Genomic DNA, 15,313 nt, shown 5'->3' with positions numbered 1-15,313 from the left:
CCCCGATCCACCGGGCGGTCCCCGGGGACGCCGCCGGTCACACCCCGACCGGCGGCGTCGCCGTGCTCGCCCGCACCACCACCTCGCCCGCCACCCGCACCACCCGGGCCCGCTGCCCCGCCGTCCGTTCCCGCAGGGCCAGCGCGATCACGTCCTCTCCCATCGCGGTCAGCGGCAGCGCCACCGTGGTGAGCGCTGGTGACAGCTCCCGCACCAGCGGAATGTCGTCGAACCCGGCCAGCGAGACATCCTCCGGCACGCGGAGTCCCGCCTCCTTCAGCGCGGCGAGAGCACCCACCGCCATCACATCGGTGACCGCGAACACACAGGTCGGCCGCGGCCCGCCGCAGGCCAGCAACCGGCGGGCCGCCGCGTACCCGCCGTCGCGGGTGAACGTCCCCTCCACGACCCGGCCGAGGCCGATCCCCGCCTCCGCGAGCCCCTGCCGGAATCCCGTGAGCCGGTCGGAGACCGTGGTGAGCTCGGGCGGCCCGGTGAGCACCGCGAACGAGCGATGCCCGAGCCCCGCCAGCGTCCGGGCCAGGGCCGCCGCACCCGCCCGGTTCTCCGGCTGCACGGTGTCCACCCGCAGACTGCGGTGCCGACTGACCACGGCCACCCGCCCGCCGAGGCGGACGTACGGCGCCAGCTCGGCGTCCAGGGCCCGCTCCCACGCCCGGTCCTGGATGCCGGAGCCGATGAGCAGGATCGCCCGTGCGCGCTGGGCCCGGAGCATCGACACATAGGCGATCTCCCGGGCCGGTTCCCGGAAGGTGGAGGCCAGCATCACCAGCAGGTCCCGCTCGGCCGCGGCCCGCATCACACCGCTCGACACGGCGGCGAAGTAGGGATCGCTGACGTCATGACAGATCAGGCCCACCGTACGGTTGTTGGTGGAACCGGCGAGCGCCTGGGCATGGGCGTTGGGGATGTACCCGAGTCTTCCGGCCGCCACTTGTACCCGCTCGCGCAGATCCTCCCGCACCCGTGCCGTGCCGTTGAGCGCACGTGAGGCGGTGGCGAGGGAGACGCCGGCCTCCCGGGCCACGGCGTCGAGCGTCACATGCCCGGTCGAGGGGTGGCCGTCGTGCGGCCCCGGGCGGCGCGATGCTCCGTGTTCATTCAACTCGACCCCCAAGGGCGCGGTGGTGGGAGGCCCCCGAAACTTGCCGACGACCTATTGACCGTGCGTGCAGGCAGTCATTAGCGTGGCGAAAACCCTATCAGAAAGCGCTTTCTGAAAGCGCCTTCTCGTCACCGCAGGATCGCACAGCTCTCCACAACTGCCCCCGAAGTGCAGGGAGTTCACAGTGAGCCAGAGCGCGTTGACCAAAAGTCCACCCGAGACGACGGGAGTTGTCCGGCGGGCCGGACCCTCGGTGGGGGAGCGGTTCGCGCGGGCGGCCGAGCAGAGCTGGCGCCCCGTAGCCCTGCTGCTCGCCTGTTTCGCCGTTTGGTGGGTGATCTCCGCGGCTGAGCTGGTGAAGCCCTATCTCGTACCTTCCCCCGGCGCGACCCTCGACGTCCTGACCGGCAAGGCCGACTACCTCTGGCAGCACACCTGGGTGACCACGTACGAGACACTCCTCGGATTCCTGATCGCCGTGGCAGTCGGCGTCCTGGCCGCGGTGGTCATGGTGTACTCCTCGACCGTCGAGCGCACCCTCTACCCAGTTCTGCTGTTCGCCCAGGTCGTGCCGAAGATCGCGATCGCACCGCTGTTCGTCGTCTGGCTCGGCTTCGGGATCGGACCGAAGATCCTCATCGCCGTGCTCATCGCCTTCTTCCCCGTGGTGATCTCCATGGTCACCGGTCTCAAGGCGGTCGACCCGGAGATGCTCCAGCTGTCGGCGACGATGGGTGCCAGGCCCTGGCAGACCTTCCTCAAGATCCGCTTCCCGGCCTCGCTCCCGCACCTGTTCTCCGGCCTCAAGGTCGCGGTCACCCTGGCCGTCACCGGCGCGGTCGTCGGTGAGTTCGTCGGCGCCAACGAAGGCCTGGGTTATGTGATCCTCCAGGCCAACGGCAACCTGGACACCCCGATGCTCTTCGCCGGACTGCTCGTGATGTCCCTCATCGGGGTCGCCCTCTTCGTAGCCGTGGAGATCGCCGAAACGCTGCTGCTCCCGTGGCACGCCAGCCGCCGGGACACCTCCGCCACCACCACGTACTGACTCCGCCGTACCGACTTCGTCGCGAGAAGGGCCAGCCCATGCATGCGCGCAGACTCCTGATCGGTGTCGTCCCCCTCGTCCTGGCGGCCACGGCCTGCGGTGGCAACGACGCGTCCACCACCAGCGAATCGGGCAAGAAGCTGGACGAGGTCACGCTGACCCTCAACTGGTACCCGTACGGCGAACACGCGCCGTTCTACTACGGCAGGCAACAGAAGATCTTCGAGAAGCACGGCATCGATCTGAACATCCAAGCGGGCCAGGGCTCGCAGAAGACGGTGCAGGCCACCGCCGCGGGGCAGACAGACTTCGGCTGGGCCGACACGCCCGCGCTGCTCGCCGGTGTGGACCAGGGCGTCCAGGTGAAGAGCCTCGGGGTCTTCCTCCAGACCACCCCGGCATCGGTGCAGTCCTTCGACGCCGAAGGGATCAGCTCCCCGGCCGGCCTCAAGGGGAAGACCATCGCAGGGACCGCCGGTGACGCGCTCTCCAAGACCTTCCCGATCTTCCTGAAGAAGAACGGCCTCGGCGAGTCCGACGTCCGGGTCCAGAACACCGACCCGGCGGGCAAGATCGCCGCAGTCATCTCCGGAAAGACCGACGGACTGCTCGGCTACGCCAGCGACCAGGGCCCCACCATGCAGGACAAGGCCGGGAAACAGGTCTCCTATCTGCGGTTCTCCGAGAACGGGCTGAACTTCTACTCCAACGGGCTGCTCGCCGGCCAGAAGATCCTCGCGTCCAGGTCCGAACTCGCCGGGCGCATGGTGAAGGCCGTCAGCGAGTCCTGGGCGGCCGCCGCGAAGGCCCCCGGGCCCGCGGTCGCGGCGATGGACGGGGCCTCGGAGCAACTGCCGCCGAAGACGGTCCTGGCCGAACAGTTCGCAACGACGCTCACCCTGCTGCACACCCCGTCGACCGAGGGGAAGGCACCCGGGGTGAACAACGAGGCGGACTGGCAGCAGACCATCGATGTCTTCGCCGAGGCCGGCATGGTGAGCAAGCCGAAGGCCGTCGCGGAGTACTGGGACGAGAGGACGGCGCTGAAGGGATGACGATGCCCGAGCAGTACGCGACGAAAGCCGGAGCACCGGCCCCCGACGCCGCGACGAAAGTCGGGACGCCGGCCCCCGCCGCCTCACCGGCGGTCGCCCTGTCCGACGTGGCGGTCCGGTTCCGCAGCAGGAAACGTGACGTCACCGCATTGCGCGGAGTGTCGCTGGACGTGGCGCCCGGCGAGTTCGTGGCCATCGTCGGGCCCTCCGGGTGCGGCAAGTCGACCCTGCTCAAGCTGGTCGCCGGACTGCTGAAACCGTCCTCGGGCGAGGTCCGGCTCGGTGGCGAACAGGTCCACGGGGTGCGGCACGACATCGGTTACGTGTTCCAGCGCGCCGCCCTCCTGGAGTGGCGCTCGGCGCGCCGGAACATCCTGCTCCAGGCCGAGATCCGGAAGATGCCCCCGGCGCAGGCGCGCGACCGGGTGGACGAGCTGATCCGGATGACGGGCCTGGGCGGTTTCGAGGACGCGTATCCGCACGAGCTCTCCGGCGGAATGCAGCAGCGGGTGGCACTGTGCCGGGCACTGCTGCACGAACCCCCGGTGCTCCTGATGGACGAGCCGTTCGGCGCCCTCGACGCGCTCACCCGAGAGCAGCTGAACATGGAGCTGAACCGCATCTGGCGGGAGACCCGCACCACCGTCCTGCTGGTCACGCACTCCATCTCGGAGGCCGTCTACCTGGCCGACCGGGTGGTCGTGATGAGCCCGCGCCCCGGCACGATCTCGGAGATCATCGAGGTGGGGCTGGGCGCGGAACGGGAGTACGGCGAAACGCTGGGCCGCCCGGAGTTCCGCGACGCGGCGGCCCGCGTCCGCGATCTGCTGGGGGCGGCCTCCGCACACGACTGACGCACTGCGTGACGCCCCCGTCCCCCGCGCGGTGCGCGGGGGACGGGGGCGTCACGTGTTCCCGACCGCTCAGTACCGCAGCCGGGACAGATACGTGTAGCTCGCGAGCGCCGAAGCGAACGGATCAGCCGGCGCGTCGTGCTCCACCAGCCACTGCTTCACCCCGCCCCGCCGGGCCGTGTCGAACATCGCCGGGAAGTCCAGCACCCCCGAACCGACATCCGCGAAGTCCCCGTTCGGCGCCATGTCCTTCACATGCAGGGCGGGGAAGCGGTGCGGATGCCGCACGAAGAGCTCACCCGGCGCCGAGGCGCCACCCTTGGCCGCCCAGTACAGATCCAGCTCGAAACCCACCAGCTCCGGGTCGGTCTCGGCGAGCAGGATGTCGTACAGACCGACGCCGTCGACCACCTGATGGTCCGTGCCGTGATTGTGGTAGAGCAGCTTCAGCCCGGACTCGCGCGCGGCGAGTCCTGCCCGGTTGAACTCCCTGGCCACTTCCCGGTATCCGGCCGGGCTGTGCAGCGAACCGGGCAGGCTGGGCACGACGATCCACTTGCCGCCCAGCGTATGGATGTCCTCCAGCGCCTGCGGAAGACCGGCCCCCTTCACGATGTCGTATCCGACGTGTTCGAGGACGGCCCGCAGCCCGGTCCCGTCGAGCATCCGCCGGATGTCTGCCACGCTGTGCCCGTGCCGGCCGCTCACCCCGACCGTGGCGTAGCCGATCGAGGCCAGCCGCTCCAGGGTGCCCCGGAAGTCGGTCGCCAGTGGCGTACGCATGGTGTAGAGGTGCATGCCGATCCCGGACGGCGGGATGTGCCGACGACGGGACCCGGCGGAGGCGGGGGTGGTGCCGAGCCCGGCGGCTGCGGCGGCACCCACCGCCGTGCCCAGGAAGGAGCGTCGCGTGCGGTACATGCGGGGTCTCCCCTCTCAACTCACGTCGATGCGTACGGAACCGGTGGTCGTGTCGCCCTTGTCGTCGGTGACCGTCAGATGCGCGGTGTACGCGCCCTTGCGTCCGAAGGTGTGCGTGGCTGTCGCCCCGTCCGCCGTGACCCCGTCGCCGAAGTCCCAGTGGTACGAGGCGATCGTGCGCCCGGCGCCCGGCTGGACGGCACTGCTCAGCGTCACGGAGAGCGGTGCGGCGCCGGCCGTCGCGCTCGCGGTCACCGCCACCTTCGTACCCGATGGCTTCTCGACCCCACGGCCGTTGAAGCGCAGCCAGTCGACGGCGAACAGATCGGCCTTCTCGCCGCTCCACTCAGGGTTGCTGAACACCGCGTACAGCTTCACGGTGCCGCCGGGATCCGTCAGCGCCGTCGTCGGCGAGACGAGATTGCCCCAGCCGCCGGTGTTCGGGACGGACACCTCGCCCAGCAGTGGGCCGGTGGGCGATCCGGCCCGGAACTCGACACTGCCGCCGATCCCGCCGGACGCCGCGCCGACGGTCACCGACCCGACGTGCTTCAGGTTCACCGGGTCGAAGGCGATCCAGTCCCCGTCCTCGATCTCGGTCAGCCGCTTCCCGCCGGAGGCGTCGGCCCTGCTCGCGGTCACCGCACCGCCGTGCGCTCCACCGGTAGCCGTGAAGTGCTCGGCCTCGCGGAAGGAGGTACGCAGGGTGAGCGAGGCGGAACCGGTGAGCGGGGGTGCGCCCGGGGCGCCCTTGTCCTCGTACCGGGCGGAGATGCCGTAGTACAGGTTCTGCCCGGGGCCATGACTGTCCCCGGCGTCCGTGACGATCTCCCCCGCGCAGCCGGTGTAGTTGTCGAGGGGATGCAGATGGGTGTCGTGCCCGAGCTGCGACTGCACCACCACCCGCGAGCAGTCGACCGGCGCGCCGCTCCCGTCCTCCTTGTCCTTGACCTTGACGGTGAACGGAATGGTGTCACCGAAGCTGAACATCCCGCCGTCCGGCGGCTGTTTGATGGTCACCTCCGGACGGGTGTTGCCGACGGTGATGTCCTGCACGGCCTGCCCGGTCAGCCCACCGGGCCCGGTGACCGTGAGCCGCGCGGTGAACAGTCCCTTCGTTCGGTAGGTGTACGAGGGGTTCGCTTCGGTCGAGTCGGTGGTGCCGTTCCCGTCGAAGTCCCAGGCGTACGACACGGGTCGGTCGCCGGGAAGTCCGGATCCGGAACTGGAGAAGGCGACGCTCAGCGGTGCGGTTCCGTTGTCCCGGTCCGCGGTGATCTTCGCGTCCGGCAGCCGTCCGTCGCCGACGTAGTCGATCCGGTAGATGCCCGCACCTTCGTTGCTGCCACCGCGCCCCGTACCGCTGCCGAGCCCGAAGTCGATGACGTACAGCGCCCCGTCGGGACCGAAGTCGGCATCGAAGGGCTGGTTCCACTGCATGTCCTGGAAGATGCCGTTGACGGACTGGAGGTCACCGGCCTTGACGGGAGCGAACCGCGGATCGTCGAACGTCTGGTCCTTCTGCTGGAAGGAGAACGTCTTGAACCACTTCCGGGTCAGCTCGTAATTGATCCACTTCCCTTCGAAGTACTCGGGGAACTTGGTGCGATAGGTGTTGTCCGGGTCGTAGTCGTAGACGGGACCGCTCATCGGACCGCCGCCTCCGGTGCCGAGCTCAGGGAACTCGGCGGAGGCCGAGTAGGCGTACCAGACGGTGGCGGGCCGGGCGGGCGGCAGCTCCCGCAGCCCGGTGTTGTTGGGCGAGTCATTGACGAGCGCCGCACAGTCGAACTTCGGGCCGGACTTCTTCGCCGCGAAGTCGTAGTCGTTGAAGGGGGTGTTGTCACCGATGCAGTACGGCCAGCCGAAGTTTCCCGCCCGCGTGATGCGGGTGTACTCGACCGTGCCCTCGGGCCCGCGGTCGGCGACCGCCGCCTTGGCGTCCGGACCGTAGTCGGCGACCAGCAGCGCACCGCTCAGCGGATCGGTGGTGATCCGGAAGGGATTGCGCATCCCCATCGCGTAGACCTCCGGGCGTGTCTTCTCCGTCCCGGGTGCGAAGAGATTCCCCTCGGGCACGGTGTAGGTGCCGTCGTCCTTCGGCGTGATGCGCAGAATCTTGCCGCGCAGATCGTTCGTGTTGCCCGCGGTGCCCTGCGCGTCCCAGGCGCGGCGGCCGGGGCTCTCGTCGATCGGGTTGAAGCCGTCCGAGGCGAACGGATCGGTGTTGTCACCGGTCGCCGCAAACAGGTTGCCGGCCTTGTCGAAGGCGAGTGAGCCGGCCATGTGGGAATTGGCCCGTCCCTCGCCCCGCCAGGTCGGAATGGTCAACAGCCGCTTCTCCGAAGCGGGATCGACCGAATTGCCGGTGACGGTGAACCGGGAGAGGTTCAGCCGTTTCTCGGTCTTGTCGGAATGCAGCAGATAGAGCCAGTTGTTCGTGGCGAAGCCCGGATCGAGGGCGAGACCGAGCAGTCCGTCGGACTGACTGGTCATCTCCGGTGTGTAGGCCAGGTCCAGCGCGGTCGACACCTTCATCGTCGTCTGGTCGATGACCTTCAGCTTTCCGGTGCGCTGGGCGAAGAACACCCGCCGGTCGGGGGCGACGGCGAGCTCGAACGGATCGGCGAGATCACTGGTCGCCAGCGCGGTCCGCTGGAACGAACCGGTCCGCGTCGCCGTGCAGTCACCGGGTTTCGCGCCCGCGGCCCACTCGATGCCGCCGAGCAGGTGCTGGACGAAGCCCTCCTCCTGGAACGCCGAGGACGCGTGTCCGCCGGCGGTGAACCAGGAGCGGCCGCCGTCGTAGTTCTGGCACCAGGACCACGGATGGTCCACCCCCTCGTCGAGTCCCGTGACGCCGTCGCGGACCTTGATCTGCGCGAGGGTGTGGACCTTGGAGGTCGGATTGGTGCGCCAGTTGTACCACTCCTCCGTACGCTCCCAGAGATCCGGAAGGCCCTTGGTGGACGGGTGGGCGTGGTCGAGAACCTTGACTCGGCCGGTCTGTACGGCGGGGTGCTGGTCGAAGATCGCCCCGACAAGACCCTCGTACCAGCCCCAGTCGCGCTCGCTCGCGGACGCGGCGTGCAGACCGACCCAGCCGCCCCCCGCGCGAATGTACTTCTGCAGGGCCGTCCGCTCGGCGGTGTTCAGCAAGTCACCTTTCTCCGGTGTGGAGTTGGTGTTGTTGAACACGACGGCTTGGAAGCGGGCCAGATCGGTGTCATTGAAGACGGCGGAGTCGTCGGTCGCCTCGACCTCGAAACCGTTCTCGGCGCCGAGCTTCTTGATCGCATCGATTCCGGCCGGAATCGAGTCGTGCCGGAAGTTGGTGACCTCGGAGTAGACCAGTACCCGGAAGGGCGCCGCGTGGGCCCGGGGCGGCGTGGCCAGGAGCAGACCGACGACCAACGCCAGGAGAGTGGTGAGGACGACGAGCGGCGACGGGAACCGGTGACCCCGTAACGGGCAGCTGTACGAGGGACGATGACTCATGGGCGCTCCCTGTGCGGTAGATGCCGACTGCGGGATTTAGAAAGCGCTTTCTGGAGTGCATCGTTCAGATTAGGTTGAGGTCTCCATGGGGTCAATGGGCCGGGACGGCATGTGATGGCCGCACGGTGCCTGCGGTACGGGCCGGCGGAGGGGACGGGCCCCGCCCCCGCCCCCTCGGCTCCGCCCCTCCGCTTCACCCCTCCGCGTCCTCGGCCCCTCCGCCTTCTCCGCCCCCTCAGCGACCGAGGAAGCCGCCGATCCGCTCCCGCAGCCCCCGCGCGTCCAGCCCGTGTGCGGCGAGGTGCTCGTCCATCTCCCCGTACTTGCGCAGCTCGGCCCGCCCGACGCCGAGCCCGAGCACCCGGTGCGGGAGATCCGCGAGCGCGTCATTGGCGGCGGCCGTCGAGGTGCCCGCCAGATACGGCTCGACGATCACCACGTCCGCGACCCCGTGACCACCGACCGACCGCCTCAGCCCGGCCCCGTCGAACGGGCGCACCGTCGTCGCGTACAGCACGGTCACATCGAGCCCGTCGGTCGCGGCGAGCACGTTGTCGAGCATCGGCCCGACCGCGATCACCACCCCGCCCGCCCCCTCCCGCACCGCGGTGAACCCGTCCCCCGGGCCGACCGGCCGCGCCCGCTCGTTGGACTGCAGGGACAACCGCACGTACACCCGACCGTCCCCGGCCGCGGCCCGCCGCAGCAGCTCCTCGGCCTCGTCCGGGTGGCCCGGCACATGGACCGTCCAGCCGTCGAGGGTGTCCAGGAGCGCGACATCGCCCGGCGACATATGGGTGAAGCCGCCGGCCGGCCAGTCGTACGAGGCTCCGGCGCTCACCAGCACCCCGCCCACCCCCTGATGGCCGAAGTCGAGTTTCACCTGCTCGAACGGCCGCTCCACCAGAAAGCTGGCGAAGGTGTGCACGATCGGCCGCATTCCGGTGAGCGCCATCCCGGCACCCGCTCCGACCAGTAGCTGCTCCCTGATTCCCACATTGACCACCCGGTCCGGATGGGCCCGCGCGGCGGGGCCGAAGCCGTCCCGGCTGATCTCGGCCAGGACCAGGGCGAGGCGCGGGTCCTCGTCCAGCAGCTGTGTCGTGGTGGTGATGAAGCGGTCACGCATCGTGTCCATCTGGAATGTCCCTCTCTTCGGTCTTCGAACGGTGCGTTCAGTGCTTCGGGTCGACGTGCACGACCACGGCCCTCGGCCGTCCGGGGTGCGGCGCGGTGAACGCCGCGTACAGCGCCTCGTGGTCCCGCCCGTCGACGGAGTCGACCGACCAGCCCGCCGCCTCGAACCGGGCCGCGATCCCGCCGGGCCGGGCGTACGAGGCCGAAGCGTTGTCGATCACCACGGTGTGCAGCTGATCCATCCCGGCCGGGCCCGCGTAGGCGAGCGCCTCGTGGTTGCTGCCCTCGTCCAGCTCGGCGTCGCCGATCAGCACCCACACCCGCGGATCGGTGAGCCCCTGCGCCCGCAGCCCGAGCACGCTGCCCACGGCCAGCGGCAGCCCGTGCCCCAGCGACCCGCTCCCGATCTCGGCCCCCGGCACCAGCATCCGGTCCGGGTGGTGCCCCAGCGGTGAGTCGTACGACCCGAACCCCGGCAGCAGCTCCTCCCCGAAGAATCCGCGCGCGGCCAGGACCGCGTAGTACGCCATCGGCCCGTGCCCCTTCGACAGCAGGAACCGGTCGCGGCCGGGCGCGTCGACGGTGCCGGGCGTCACCCGCAGTACCCGGTCGTACAGCACCCAGATGGCGTCCAGGGTGGAGGTCGCCGCAGGGCCGTGCTTCTCGTCCCCGGTCATCAGGCTCATCAGGTTCATCAGGCGGTGCATGGAGCGGTGGTCGCGCGCCGGTGCGGCGGTGGTGTTCGTCATGGGACCAGCGTTGAACATCAAGCTTGGTTGAGGTCAAGCGGTAAAGGCGTTCGTGACCACCCTCCCGAGTGCGGTATTGTTCTCATGCGCGTTCGGCCAGGAGGAAACCCCAGGTCAGGCGGGCATCGGGACGTGGCGCAGCTTGGTAGCGCACTTGACTGGGGGTCAAGGGGTCGCAGGTTCAAATCCTGTCGTCCCGACTCGTGAGAGTCGCAGGTCAGGGCCGGTTTCGGAGACATCCGAAACCGGCTCTTGGCCATTCTTGGGGACCAGTTGGGGACCTGCCCCCTTGACCGGTGTCAGCGAGTCATGACGATCGGGCCCGGCAGGGAGTGAGGTGCGCGAAGCATGCTGAGGTGCGCGGAGAGCGCTGCGCCGACAGCCGTGATCTTGTGTACGTCCGGGTGTAATGGTGAACTCGGGTATTGGAACTGCCCGAATGCCTCTGGCAGGGCGGTCACGGTCGGCATGTCTGGATCAAAGAGGCAAGGACTTCTGCTGGATCATGCAGAGGGCGGGCGCCGTCGGTGACGACACGGCGTGTGCCAGGGTCGACGGGGTCCGTCTGTGCCCACTCCGGAGACCCGATGCCGATCTCAACTTCCAAACCTGAGGCCGTGGCATGCGTCGTTCGGTGATGGGCCCCCATGCTTGCGTTCGGACGAACTCGCCGAGGGCGAGTTCGTAGGCCCAGGTGTTGTTGAGGTACTGGGACTGGTCCGTCGTGAGCAGGGCGATGTCGATATCAGAGTCGGGTCGCGCGGCGTTGCGGGCGTATGAACCGACAAGGAGTAGACCAACGATGTCCTGACGGTTTGCGGCCCAGCGTGTGATGCGGTCGATGATCTCCTGTACTTCGGCGACCCGCTCCTGCGAGGTCCCGGTCTGGTTCGCTGATTGTTCGGCGCGGTGTGTCACGTGGGCTCCTGGATCAGGTGTCAGCACGCACGCCAAGATTCCGGTGTCTCGGCGAGCAGGCCATGGCCACGTTGAAGGGCTGGCGCCTCCTGCGGAAGCTCCGCTGCAGCACCAACCGCATCACCGCGACTATCCAGGCCGTCCGCTTCCTTGTGCCGGGCTGCGGGGATGAGCCGGCTGATCGAGGGTTCTTGGCTGCATCGACTGTGGCTGTGGTGTCGCGAGGTTGAGGGTGGAGGGTGTAGTTCCAGTCGCCGTGGAAGCGGTGCCGGTGCATGGGAAGGGCATCGATGTCGCTGTCGGTGACCTTGATGCCGGTGTCGTAGGTGCCCGGGTCGAGTTCGGCGTGAACTTTCAGCCCGGTGCGGGTGGTGGTCGCCGCGATGCTGTTCACGATGACGTCGTGGCTGGTCAGCGGGCGGCCGCGCCAGTTCATGGAGATGTGGGAGAACAGCCGGTGCTCGATCTTGTTCCAATTCGAGGTGCCCGGCGGCATGTGGCAGACCGTGATCTCCAGGCCCGTCTCGGCGGCCAGGGCAGCGAGTTCAGTTTTCCAGGCGCGGGTGCGGTAGCCGTTGGAGCCGCCTGCGTCCGCAGTGATCAGCAGGCAGGTGGCGGTCGGATAGTCGTGCCGGCCTCGGGCCTGCCGCCAGCGACGGATCGAGGCAACGGCGAACGCGGCCGTGTCGTGATCGGTGCCGACACTGACCCAGCCGGTGTTCGCGGCGACGTCGTAGATCCCGTACGGGATAGCCTTGCCCGGTCCCTGCCGGTCAAGGAAGTCATGGGTCCTGACCTGGGCCGGCAGTCCTTTCGGATGCCACTCGCGGCCTCCGTTCTTGTACTGGCCGACCAGCTCCTTCTTCTTGGTGTCCACGCTGATCACCGGATCGCCGGCACCCATATGCTCCTTGGCCCGGTCGTTGATGTAGCGGAACTGGGCATCCCGGTCGGGATGCTGCCTGCCTTCGAGGGTCTTGGCGTTGGCCTGGAGACTGAACTCCTCCTCCCGCAGCAGGTCGGCGACGGTATCCGCCGATACACGGTGGCCCTGCCTGGTGAGCTCGTCGGCGAGTCTGCGGGTGGACTTCCTCGTCCATCGCAGCGGCGACATCGGATCCCCTCGCATATCCGGTTCGACCAGCGTCAACAGCGCGGGCCGCAGTCCTGGATCCACCTCGGTCGCCCGCTTGCGCCCGCCACCGGGACGGCGGACCCGGCCCAGCGGTTCCGCCCCCGCCTCCAACTCGTCCACGCCTTGCGCACGGTGGTCTCGCTGACCTCGGCTGCCTGGGCAACTGCCCGGATTCCGCCGTGGCCCAGGACCCTGGCCTCGGCCCCCTCAGCAGACGGCGCTGCCGCTCATCTAGATGCGGGAACAACACCGCGAACTTCAGGCCGAGTTGACCACGGACCTCGCCAGATATGCGCATACCACACCAACGAGCTGAACCTCGGGAAGCAACACCTTGATTCTCTGCGAGCCCTTACGAGCTCGTGCATGGTTGGCGGTGACGATGGCCCTGCCGGCTCGTTGGGCCGTGCGTGGTGGGGATGCGGGCACGTGGGTTGATCATGTCGGAGTGTCGGGTCACGGGCCTTTCAGCGGCTGTGATTGCTGATCCGGTGGCGGAGCTGAGGTCGGTCTGGCAGGCCCGCAGAGATGTCGCGCTGCTCGGCAGACCACGTCGGCGAGCGGTCGGAGCGGGCGCGAAGTACAAGCTGGTCTTCGTCGACCGGCTCCTTTCTTCGCTCTGATCGGCTTCACTCACCCACCTGCATAGCGTGTAGGCGAGTTCAGCAAGAGGAAACTAAGTCTCGCTGAAGATTTCTTGACCGCGATCAATGATCGTCAGGTCTGCCTCGATGCTGAGGAGTGTCTCTGCGCGAGTCGGGCCACTTGGGGTGTCTGCAGACAGGTTCTCGTAATGGATCTTCATCGGTGCGTGGTCCGCGAGGAACTCCGTCCGCGGTGTCAGCGTCCCAGCTGACCGTCGAGCCAGGTGAGGGTCTCGGGGGTCACGGGGTCGGTGATGTCCGCGAACTCCTGGTGCTTCTTGAGGAACTTGGCCACGTAGGGGCATACGGGCACGATCCGCATCCCGGAGGCGCGGACGTCGGTCAGGGCCTGCTCGACGACGATCGCGGCGAGTCCCTGGCCGGCGTACGCGTCGTCGATCTCGGTGTGGAAGAAGACCCGGCGGTCGTCGCGGTCGCGGTAGGCGGTCAGGCCGGCGCGGTTGTCGTCGACGAGGATCTCGTAGCGGTGGCGGGTGTCGACGTGGCGGACGACGGGGTCGGTGGTGGTCCGGTCGCTCATGATGGGCCTTTCGGTTCGGGGGTCAGCGGTGGGAGGGGTTCTTGCGGGGTGCGATGACGGCGTTCGGCAGGGCGGGGGCGGGCAGCCGGTGGCCCGGGTAGCCGTCGACGGTGCCGAAGCGGTCGGAGGCCCGTTCCCACTCCTCCCGCGCTTCGACGATGTCCTGGTGGCTGCGGCCGATGAAGTTCCACCACATCACGATCTCCTCCTCGAAGGGCGGGCCGCCCAGGAGCACCGTCCGGGCCGGGTGGTCGGACGCGTTGGCGAGGGTGAGGGTGGTGCGGCCGGGGGCGGCGTAGCCGAGTTCGGCGGGGCGCAGGCGGGTGCCGTCGAAGTGGACGTCGCCCTCGTCGACGAGCAGGCCGTGTTCGAAGTCCGGGTCGACGTCGAGGGTGACGGTGGCACCTGCGTCGATCAGGACCTCGGCGCCGAGGAGCGGGCTGTAGGTCCGGACGGGGGAGGTCTCGCCGGCGAGGGTGCCCAGGAAGACTCGCAGTTCCGCCCCGTCGACGTGGCGCGGCTCGGGTGCGTGGTGCTGGAAGGCGCGGGGGGCGTGGCGGTGTTCGCCGGGGAGGGCGACCCAGAGCTGGACGCCGTGGAGCACGGTGGTGCCGGGGGTGGAGACCTCCGTGTGGCTGATGCCGTGTCCGCCGGTCATGAGGTTGATCTCGCCGGGCCGTACGAAGGCGTGGGTGCCCAGGCTGTCGCGATGCTCGATCTCCCCGCTGAACAACCAGCTGACGGTCTGCAGTCCGGTGTGCGGATGGGGTGCGACGTCCATGCCGCCGGAGTCGGCGACCCGGTCGGGGCCGTAGTGGTCGGCGAAGCACCAGGCGCCGATGAGCGTACGGGCCCGCTGGGGCAGCGTGCGCCGTACGGTCATCGCTCGCGGTCCGCCCAGCGGGACGTCCCGGGCGGTGAGGATCTCGACCTCCGTGTGATCCATCTCGCGGCCCCTCTCAGTTCAAAGTAGTTTCGCTTTCAACAATTATGGGTGATCATAGTCGTGATGACAACGCGCGAAGGAGCACAGGGTGACGGAGATGGTGCAGGCCGCGGCGGTTCCCCGGACCGCAGGCCGGATCTACCTGGACAAGCAGAGCCCCGCCGCGTACCAGGCGCTGGTGAAGACCGCCGACGCCGCTCGCGCGACGGCTGCCGAGGCCGGGCTCGACCGGATCGTGGTCGAGCTGGTCAACCTTCGCGTGTCCCAGCTCAACGGCTGCGCCTTCTGCCTCGACGTCCACGCCCGGGCCGCGCTGCGCGCCGGGGAGACCACCCGGCGCCTCGGCGTGCTCGCGGCCTGGCGTGACACCGAACTCTTCACCGCCCGCGAACGCGCCGCCCTCGCCCTCGCGGAGGCCACCACCCACCCCGCCGACGCCCTCGCCCAGGAGCGGGCGTACGCGGAGGCGCGCGAGGTCCTGGGCGACGACGAGATCTCTGCCGTGATCTGGGTGGCGATCACGATCAATGCCTTCAACCGGGTCTCGATCCTCAGCAAGCACCCGGTGCGGGAGGCCCCCGCGCGCTGAGTCCCTGCGAAGCCGTCGCCCATTCCGGAAGGTGTACTCGCACCCGCCGTGCCGTAACCGCAGCCGCTCGCGCCACTCGACGGTGGTGGCCGCCGTCATCGCTCCCGCGGCGGCCGTCACCGCCGCGGGACCCGTCCACGCGCTGACGTTGT

General features: G+C 69.0%; 13 protein-coding genes, 1 tRNA gene and 2 pseudogenes. 7 read left to right on the top strand and 9 right to left on the bottom strand.

Annotated elements, in window-relative coordinates; all coding sequences use genetic code 11:
- Window positions 1-37: 37 nt before the first annotated feature.
- On the bottom strand, window positions 38-1,063 hold the full coding sequence (locus tag OG842_RS05250) for a LacI family DNA-binding transcriptional regulator (RefSeq protein WP_323185797.1): 1,026 nt from the start codon (window positions 1,061-1,063) through the stop codon (window positions 38-40).
- Window positions 1,064-1,310: 247 nt separating this feature from the next.
- On the opposite strand from OG842_RS05250, the gene OG842_RS05245 reads away from it, so the two are divergent.
- The 3 genes from OG842_RS05245 to OG842_RS05235 are packed head-to-tail and all read left to right on the top strand — an operon-like array spanning window position 1,311 to window position 4,083.
- Window positions 1,311-2,174 carry an ABC transporter permease gene (locus OG842_RS05245; RefSeq protein WP_266727850.1) on the top strand — a complete coding sequence of 288 codons (864 nt, stop codon included), beginning with the start codon at window positions 1,311-1,313 and terminating at the stop codon, window positions 2,172-2,174.
- 38 nt (window positions 2,175-2,212) lie between these two features.
- Window positions 2,213-3,229, top strand: coding sequence for an ABC transporter substrate-binding protein (locus OG842_RS05240; RefSeq protein ID WP_266727848.1), 1,017 nt, complete (start codon window positions 2,213-2,215; stop codon window positions 3,227-3,229).
- The gene (locus OG842_RS05235) at window positions 3,226-4,083 is read left to right on the top strand and encodes an ABC transporter ATP-binding protein (protein WP_266727846.1); all 858 of its coding nucleotides are present in this window, start codon (window positions 3,226-3,228) and stop codon (window positions 4,081-4,083) included. Before OG842_RS05240 ends, OG842_RS05235 begins: the two co-directional genes overlap by 4 nt.
- A 69-nt stretch (window positions 4,084-4,152) precedes the next feature.
- Here OG842_RS05235 and OG842_RS05230 read toward each other — a convergent pair whose 3' ends face one another.
- The 4 genes from OG842_RS05230 to OG842_RS05215 all read right to left on the bottom strand — a co-directional run bounded on the left by OG842_RS05230 (window position 4,153) and on the right by OG842_RS05215 (window position 10,388).
- Window positions 4,153-5,004, bottom strand: a complete 852-nt coding sequence (locus OG842_RS05230) for a sugar phosphate isomerase/epimerase family protein (RefSeq protein ID WP_266727844.1) — start codon at window positions 5,002-5,004, stop codon at window positions 4,153-4,155.
- A 15-nt stretch (window positions 5,005-5,019) separates the two neighbouring features.
- On the bottom strand, window positions 5,020-8,502 hold the full coding sequence (locus tag OG842_RS05225) for a ThuA domain-containing protein (RefSeq protein ID WP_266727842.1): 3,483 nt from the start codon (window positions 8,500-8,502) through the stop codon (window positions 5,020-5,022).
- Window positions 8,503-8,737: 235 nt separating this feature from the next.
- A complete protein-coding gene (locus OG842_RS05220) occupies window positions 8,738-9,640 on the bottom strand; it encodes a transketolase family protein (protein ID WP_266727840.1) in 903 nt (300 codons plus the stop codon).
- A gap of 37 nt (window positions 9,641-9,677) precedes the next feature.
- A complete protein-coding gene (locus OG842_RS05215; protein ID WP_266727839.1) occupies window positions 9,678-10,388 on the bottom strand; it encodes a transketolase in 711 nt (236 codons plus the stop codon).
- Window positions 10,389-10,514: 126 nt separating this feature from the next.
- On the opposite strand from OG842_RS05215, the gene OG842_RS05210 reads away from it, so the two are divergent.
- Window positions 10,515-10,588: transfer RNA gene (locus tag OG842_RS05210), tRNA-Pro, on the top strand.
- 277 nt (window positions 10,589-10,865) lie between these two features.
- Here the strand turns inward: OG842_RS05210 and OG842_RS05205 are convergent.
- Window positions 10,866-11,306 (bottom strand): nucleotidyltransferase domain-containing protein, encoded by a 441-nt coding sequence (locus OG842_RS05205; RefSeq protein WP_266733439.1) that lies wholly within the window; start codon window positions 11,304-11,306, stop codon window positions 10,866-10,868.
- A gap of 41 nt (window positions 11,307-11,347) precedes the next feature.
- Here OG842_RS05205 and OG842_RS05200 point away from each other — a divergent pair.
- Window positions 11,348-11,536: pseudogene (locus tag OG842_RS05200) on the top strand (hypothetical protein); the annotation flags it as partial.
- Here OG842_RS05200 and OG842_RS05195 read toward each other — a convergent pair.
- Window positions 11,509-12,739, bottom strand: a pseudogene (locus OG842_RS05195) (ISAzo13 family transposase); the annotation flags it as partial. The pseudogenes OG842_RS05200 and OG842_RS05195 overlap by 28 nt on opposite strands.
- Window positions 12,740-12,932: 193 nt before the next feature.
- Here OG842_RS05195 and OG842_RS05190 point away from each other — a divergent pair.
- Window positions 12,933-13,064 (top strand): hypothetical protein, encoded by a 132-nt coding sequence (locus tag OG842_RS05190; RefSeq protein ID WP_266727837.1) that lies wholly within the window; start codon window positions 12,933-12,935, stop codon window positions 13,062-13,064.
- A 217-nt stretch (window positions 13,065-13,281) separates the two neighbouring features.
- Here the strand turns inward: OG842_RS05190 and OG842_RS05185 are convergent, their stop codons facing one another.
- The gene (locus OG842_RS05185; protein WP_266727835.1) at window positions 13,282-13,626 is read right to left on the bottom strand and encodes a GNAT family N-acetyltransferase; all 345 of its coding nucleotides are present in this window, start codon (window positions 13,624-13,626) and stop codon (window positions 13,282-13,284) included.
- Between the two features lie 22 nt (window positions 13,627-13,648).
- Window positions 13,649-14,572 (bottom strand): pirin family protein, encoded by a 924-nt coding sequence (locus tag OG842_RS05180; protein WP_266727834.1) that lies wholly within the window; start codon window positions 14,570-14,572, stop codon window positions 13,649-13,651.
- A gap of 97 nt (window positions 14,573-14,669) precedes the next feature.
- Here OG842_RS05180 and OG842_RS05175 point away from each other — a divergent pair, with 97 nt between their 5' ends.
- Window positions 14,670-15,161, top strand: coding sequence for a carboxymuconolactone decarboxylase family protein (locus tag OG842_RS05175; RefSeq protein WP_266733437.1), 492 nt, complete (start codon window positions 14,670-14,672; stop codon window positions 15,159-15,161).
- The last annotated feature ends 152 nt before the right edge of the window (window positions 15,162-15,313 follow it).

Source organism: Streptomyces sp. NBC_00376 (assembly GCF_036077095.1).
Classification (GTDB): Bacteria; Actinomycetota; Actinomycetes; order Streptomycetales; family Streptomycetaceae; genus Streptomyces.
The sequence above is the reverse complement of the archived record's forward strand: the minus strand, read 5'-3'. Positions and strand labels throughout refer to the sequence as shown.

Bases quoted from the DNA above. Each gene is read 5' to 3' on its own strand.
- OG842_RS05180 (WP_266727834.1), bottom strand. From the start codon at position 14,572: ATGGATCACACGGAGGTCGAGATCCTCACCGCCCGGGACGTCCCGCTG.
- OG842_RS05220 (WP_266727840.1), bottom strand. From the start codon at position 9,640: ATGGACACGATGCGTGACCGCTTCATCACCACCACGACACAGCTGCTG.
- OG842_RS05240 (WP_266727848.1), top strand. From the start codon at position 2,213: ATGCATGCGCGCAGACTCCTGATCGGTGTCGTCCCCCTCGTCCTGGCG.
- OG842_RS05230 (WP_266727844.1), bottom strand. From the start codon at position 5,004: ATGTACCGCACGCGACGCTCCTTCCTGGGCACGGCGGTGGGTGCCGCC.
- OG842_RS05215 (WP_266727839.1), bottom strand. From the start codon at position 10,388: ATGACGAACACCACCGCCGCACCGGCGCGCGACCACCGCTCCATGCAC.
- OG842_RS05175 (WP_266733437.1), top strand. From the start codon at position 14,670: ATGGTGCAGGCCGCGGCGGTTCCCCGGACCGCAGGCCGGATCTACCTG.
- OG842_RS05185 (WP_266727835.1), bottom strand. From the start codon at position 13,626: ATGAGCGACCGGACCACCACCGACCCCGTCGTCCGCCACGTCGACACC.
- OG842_RS05235 (WP_266727846.1), top strand. From the start codon at position 3,226: ATGACGATGCCCGAGCAGTACGCGACGAAAGCCGGAGCACCGGCCCCC.
- OG842_RS05225 (WP_266727842.1), bottom strand. From the start codon at position 8,502: ATGAGTCATCGTCCCTCGTACAGCTGCCCGTTACGGGGTCACCGGTTC.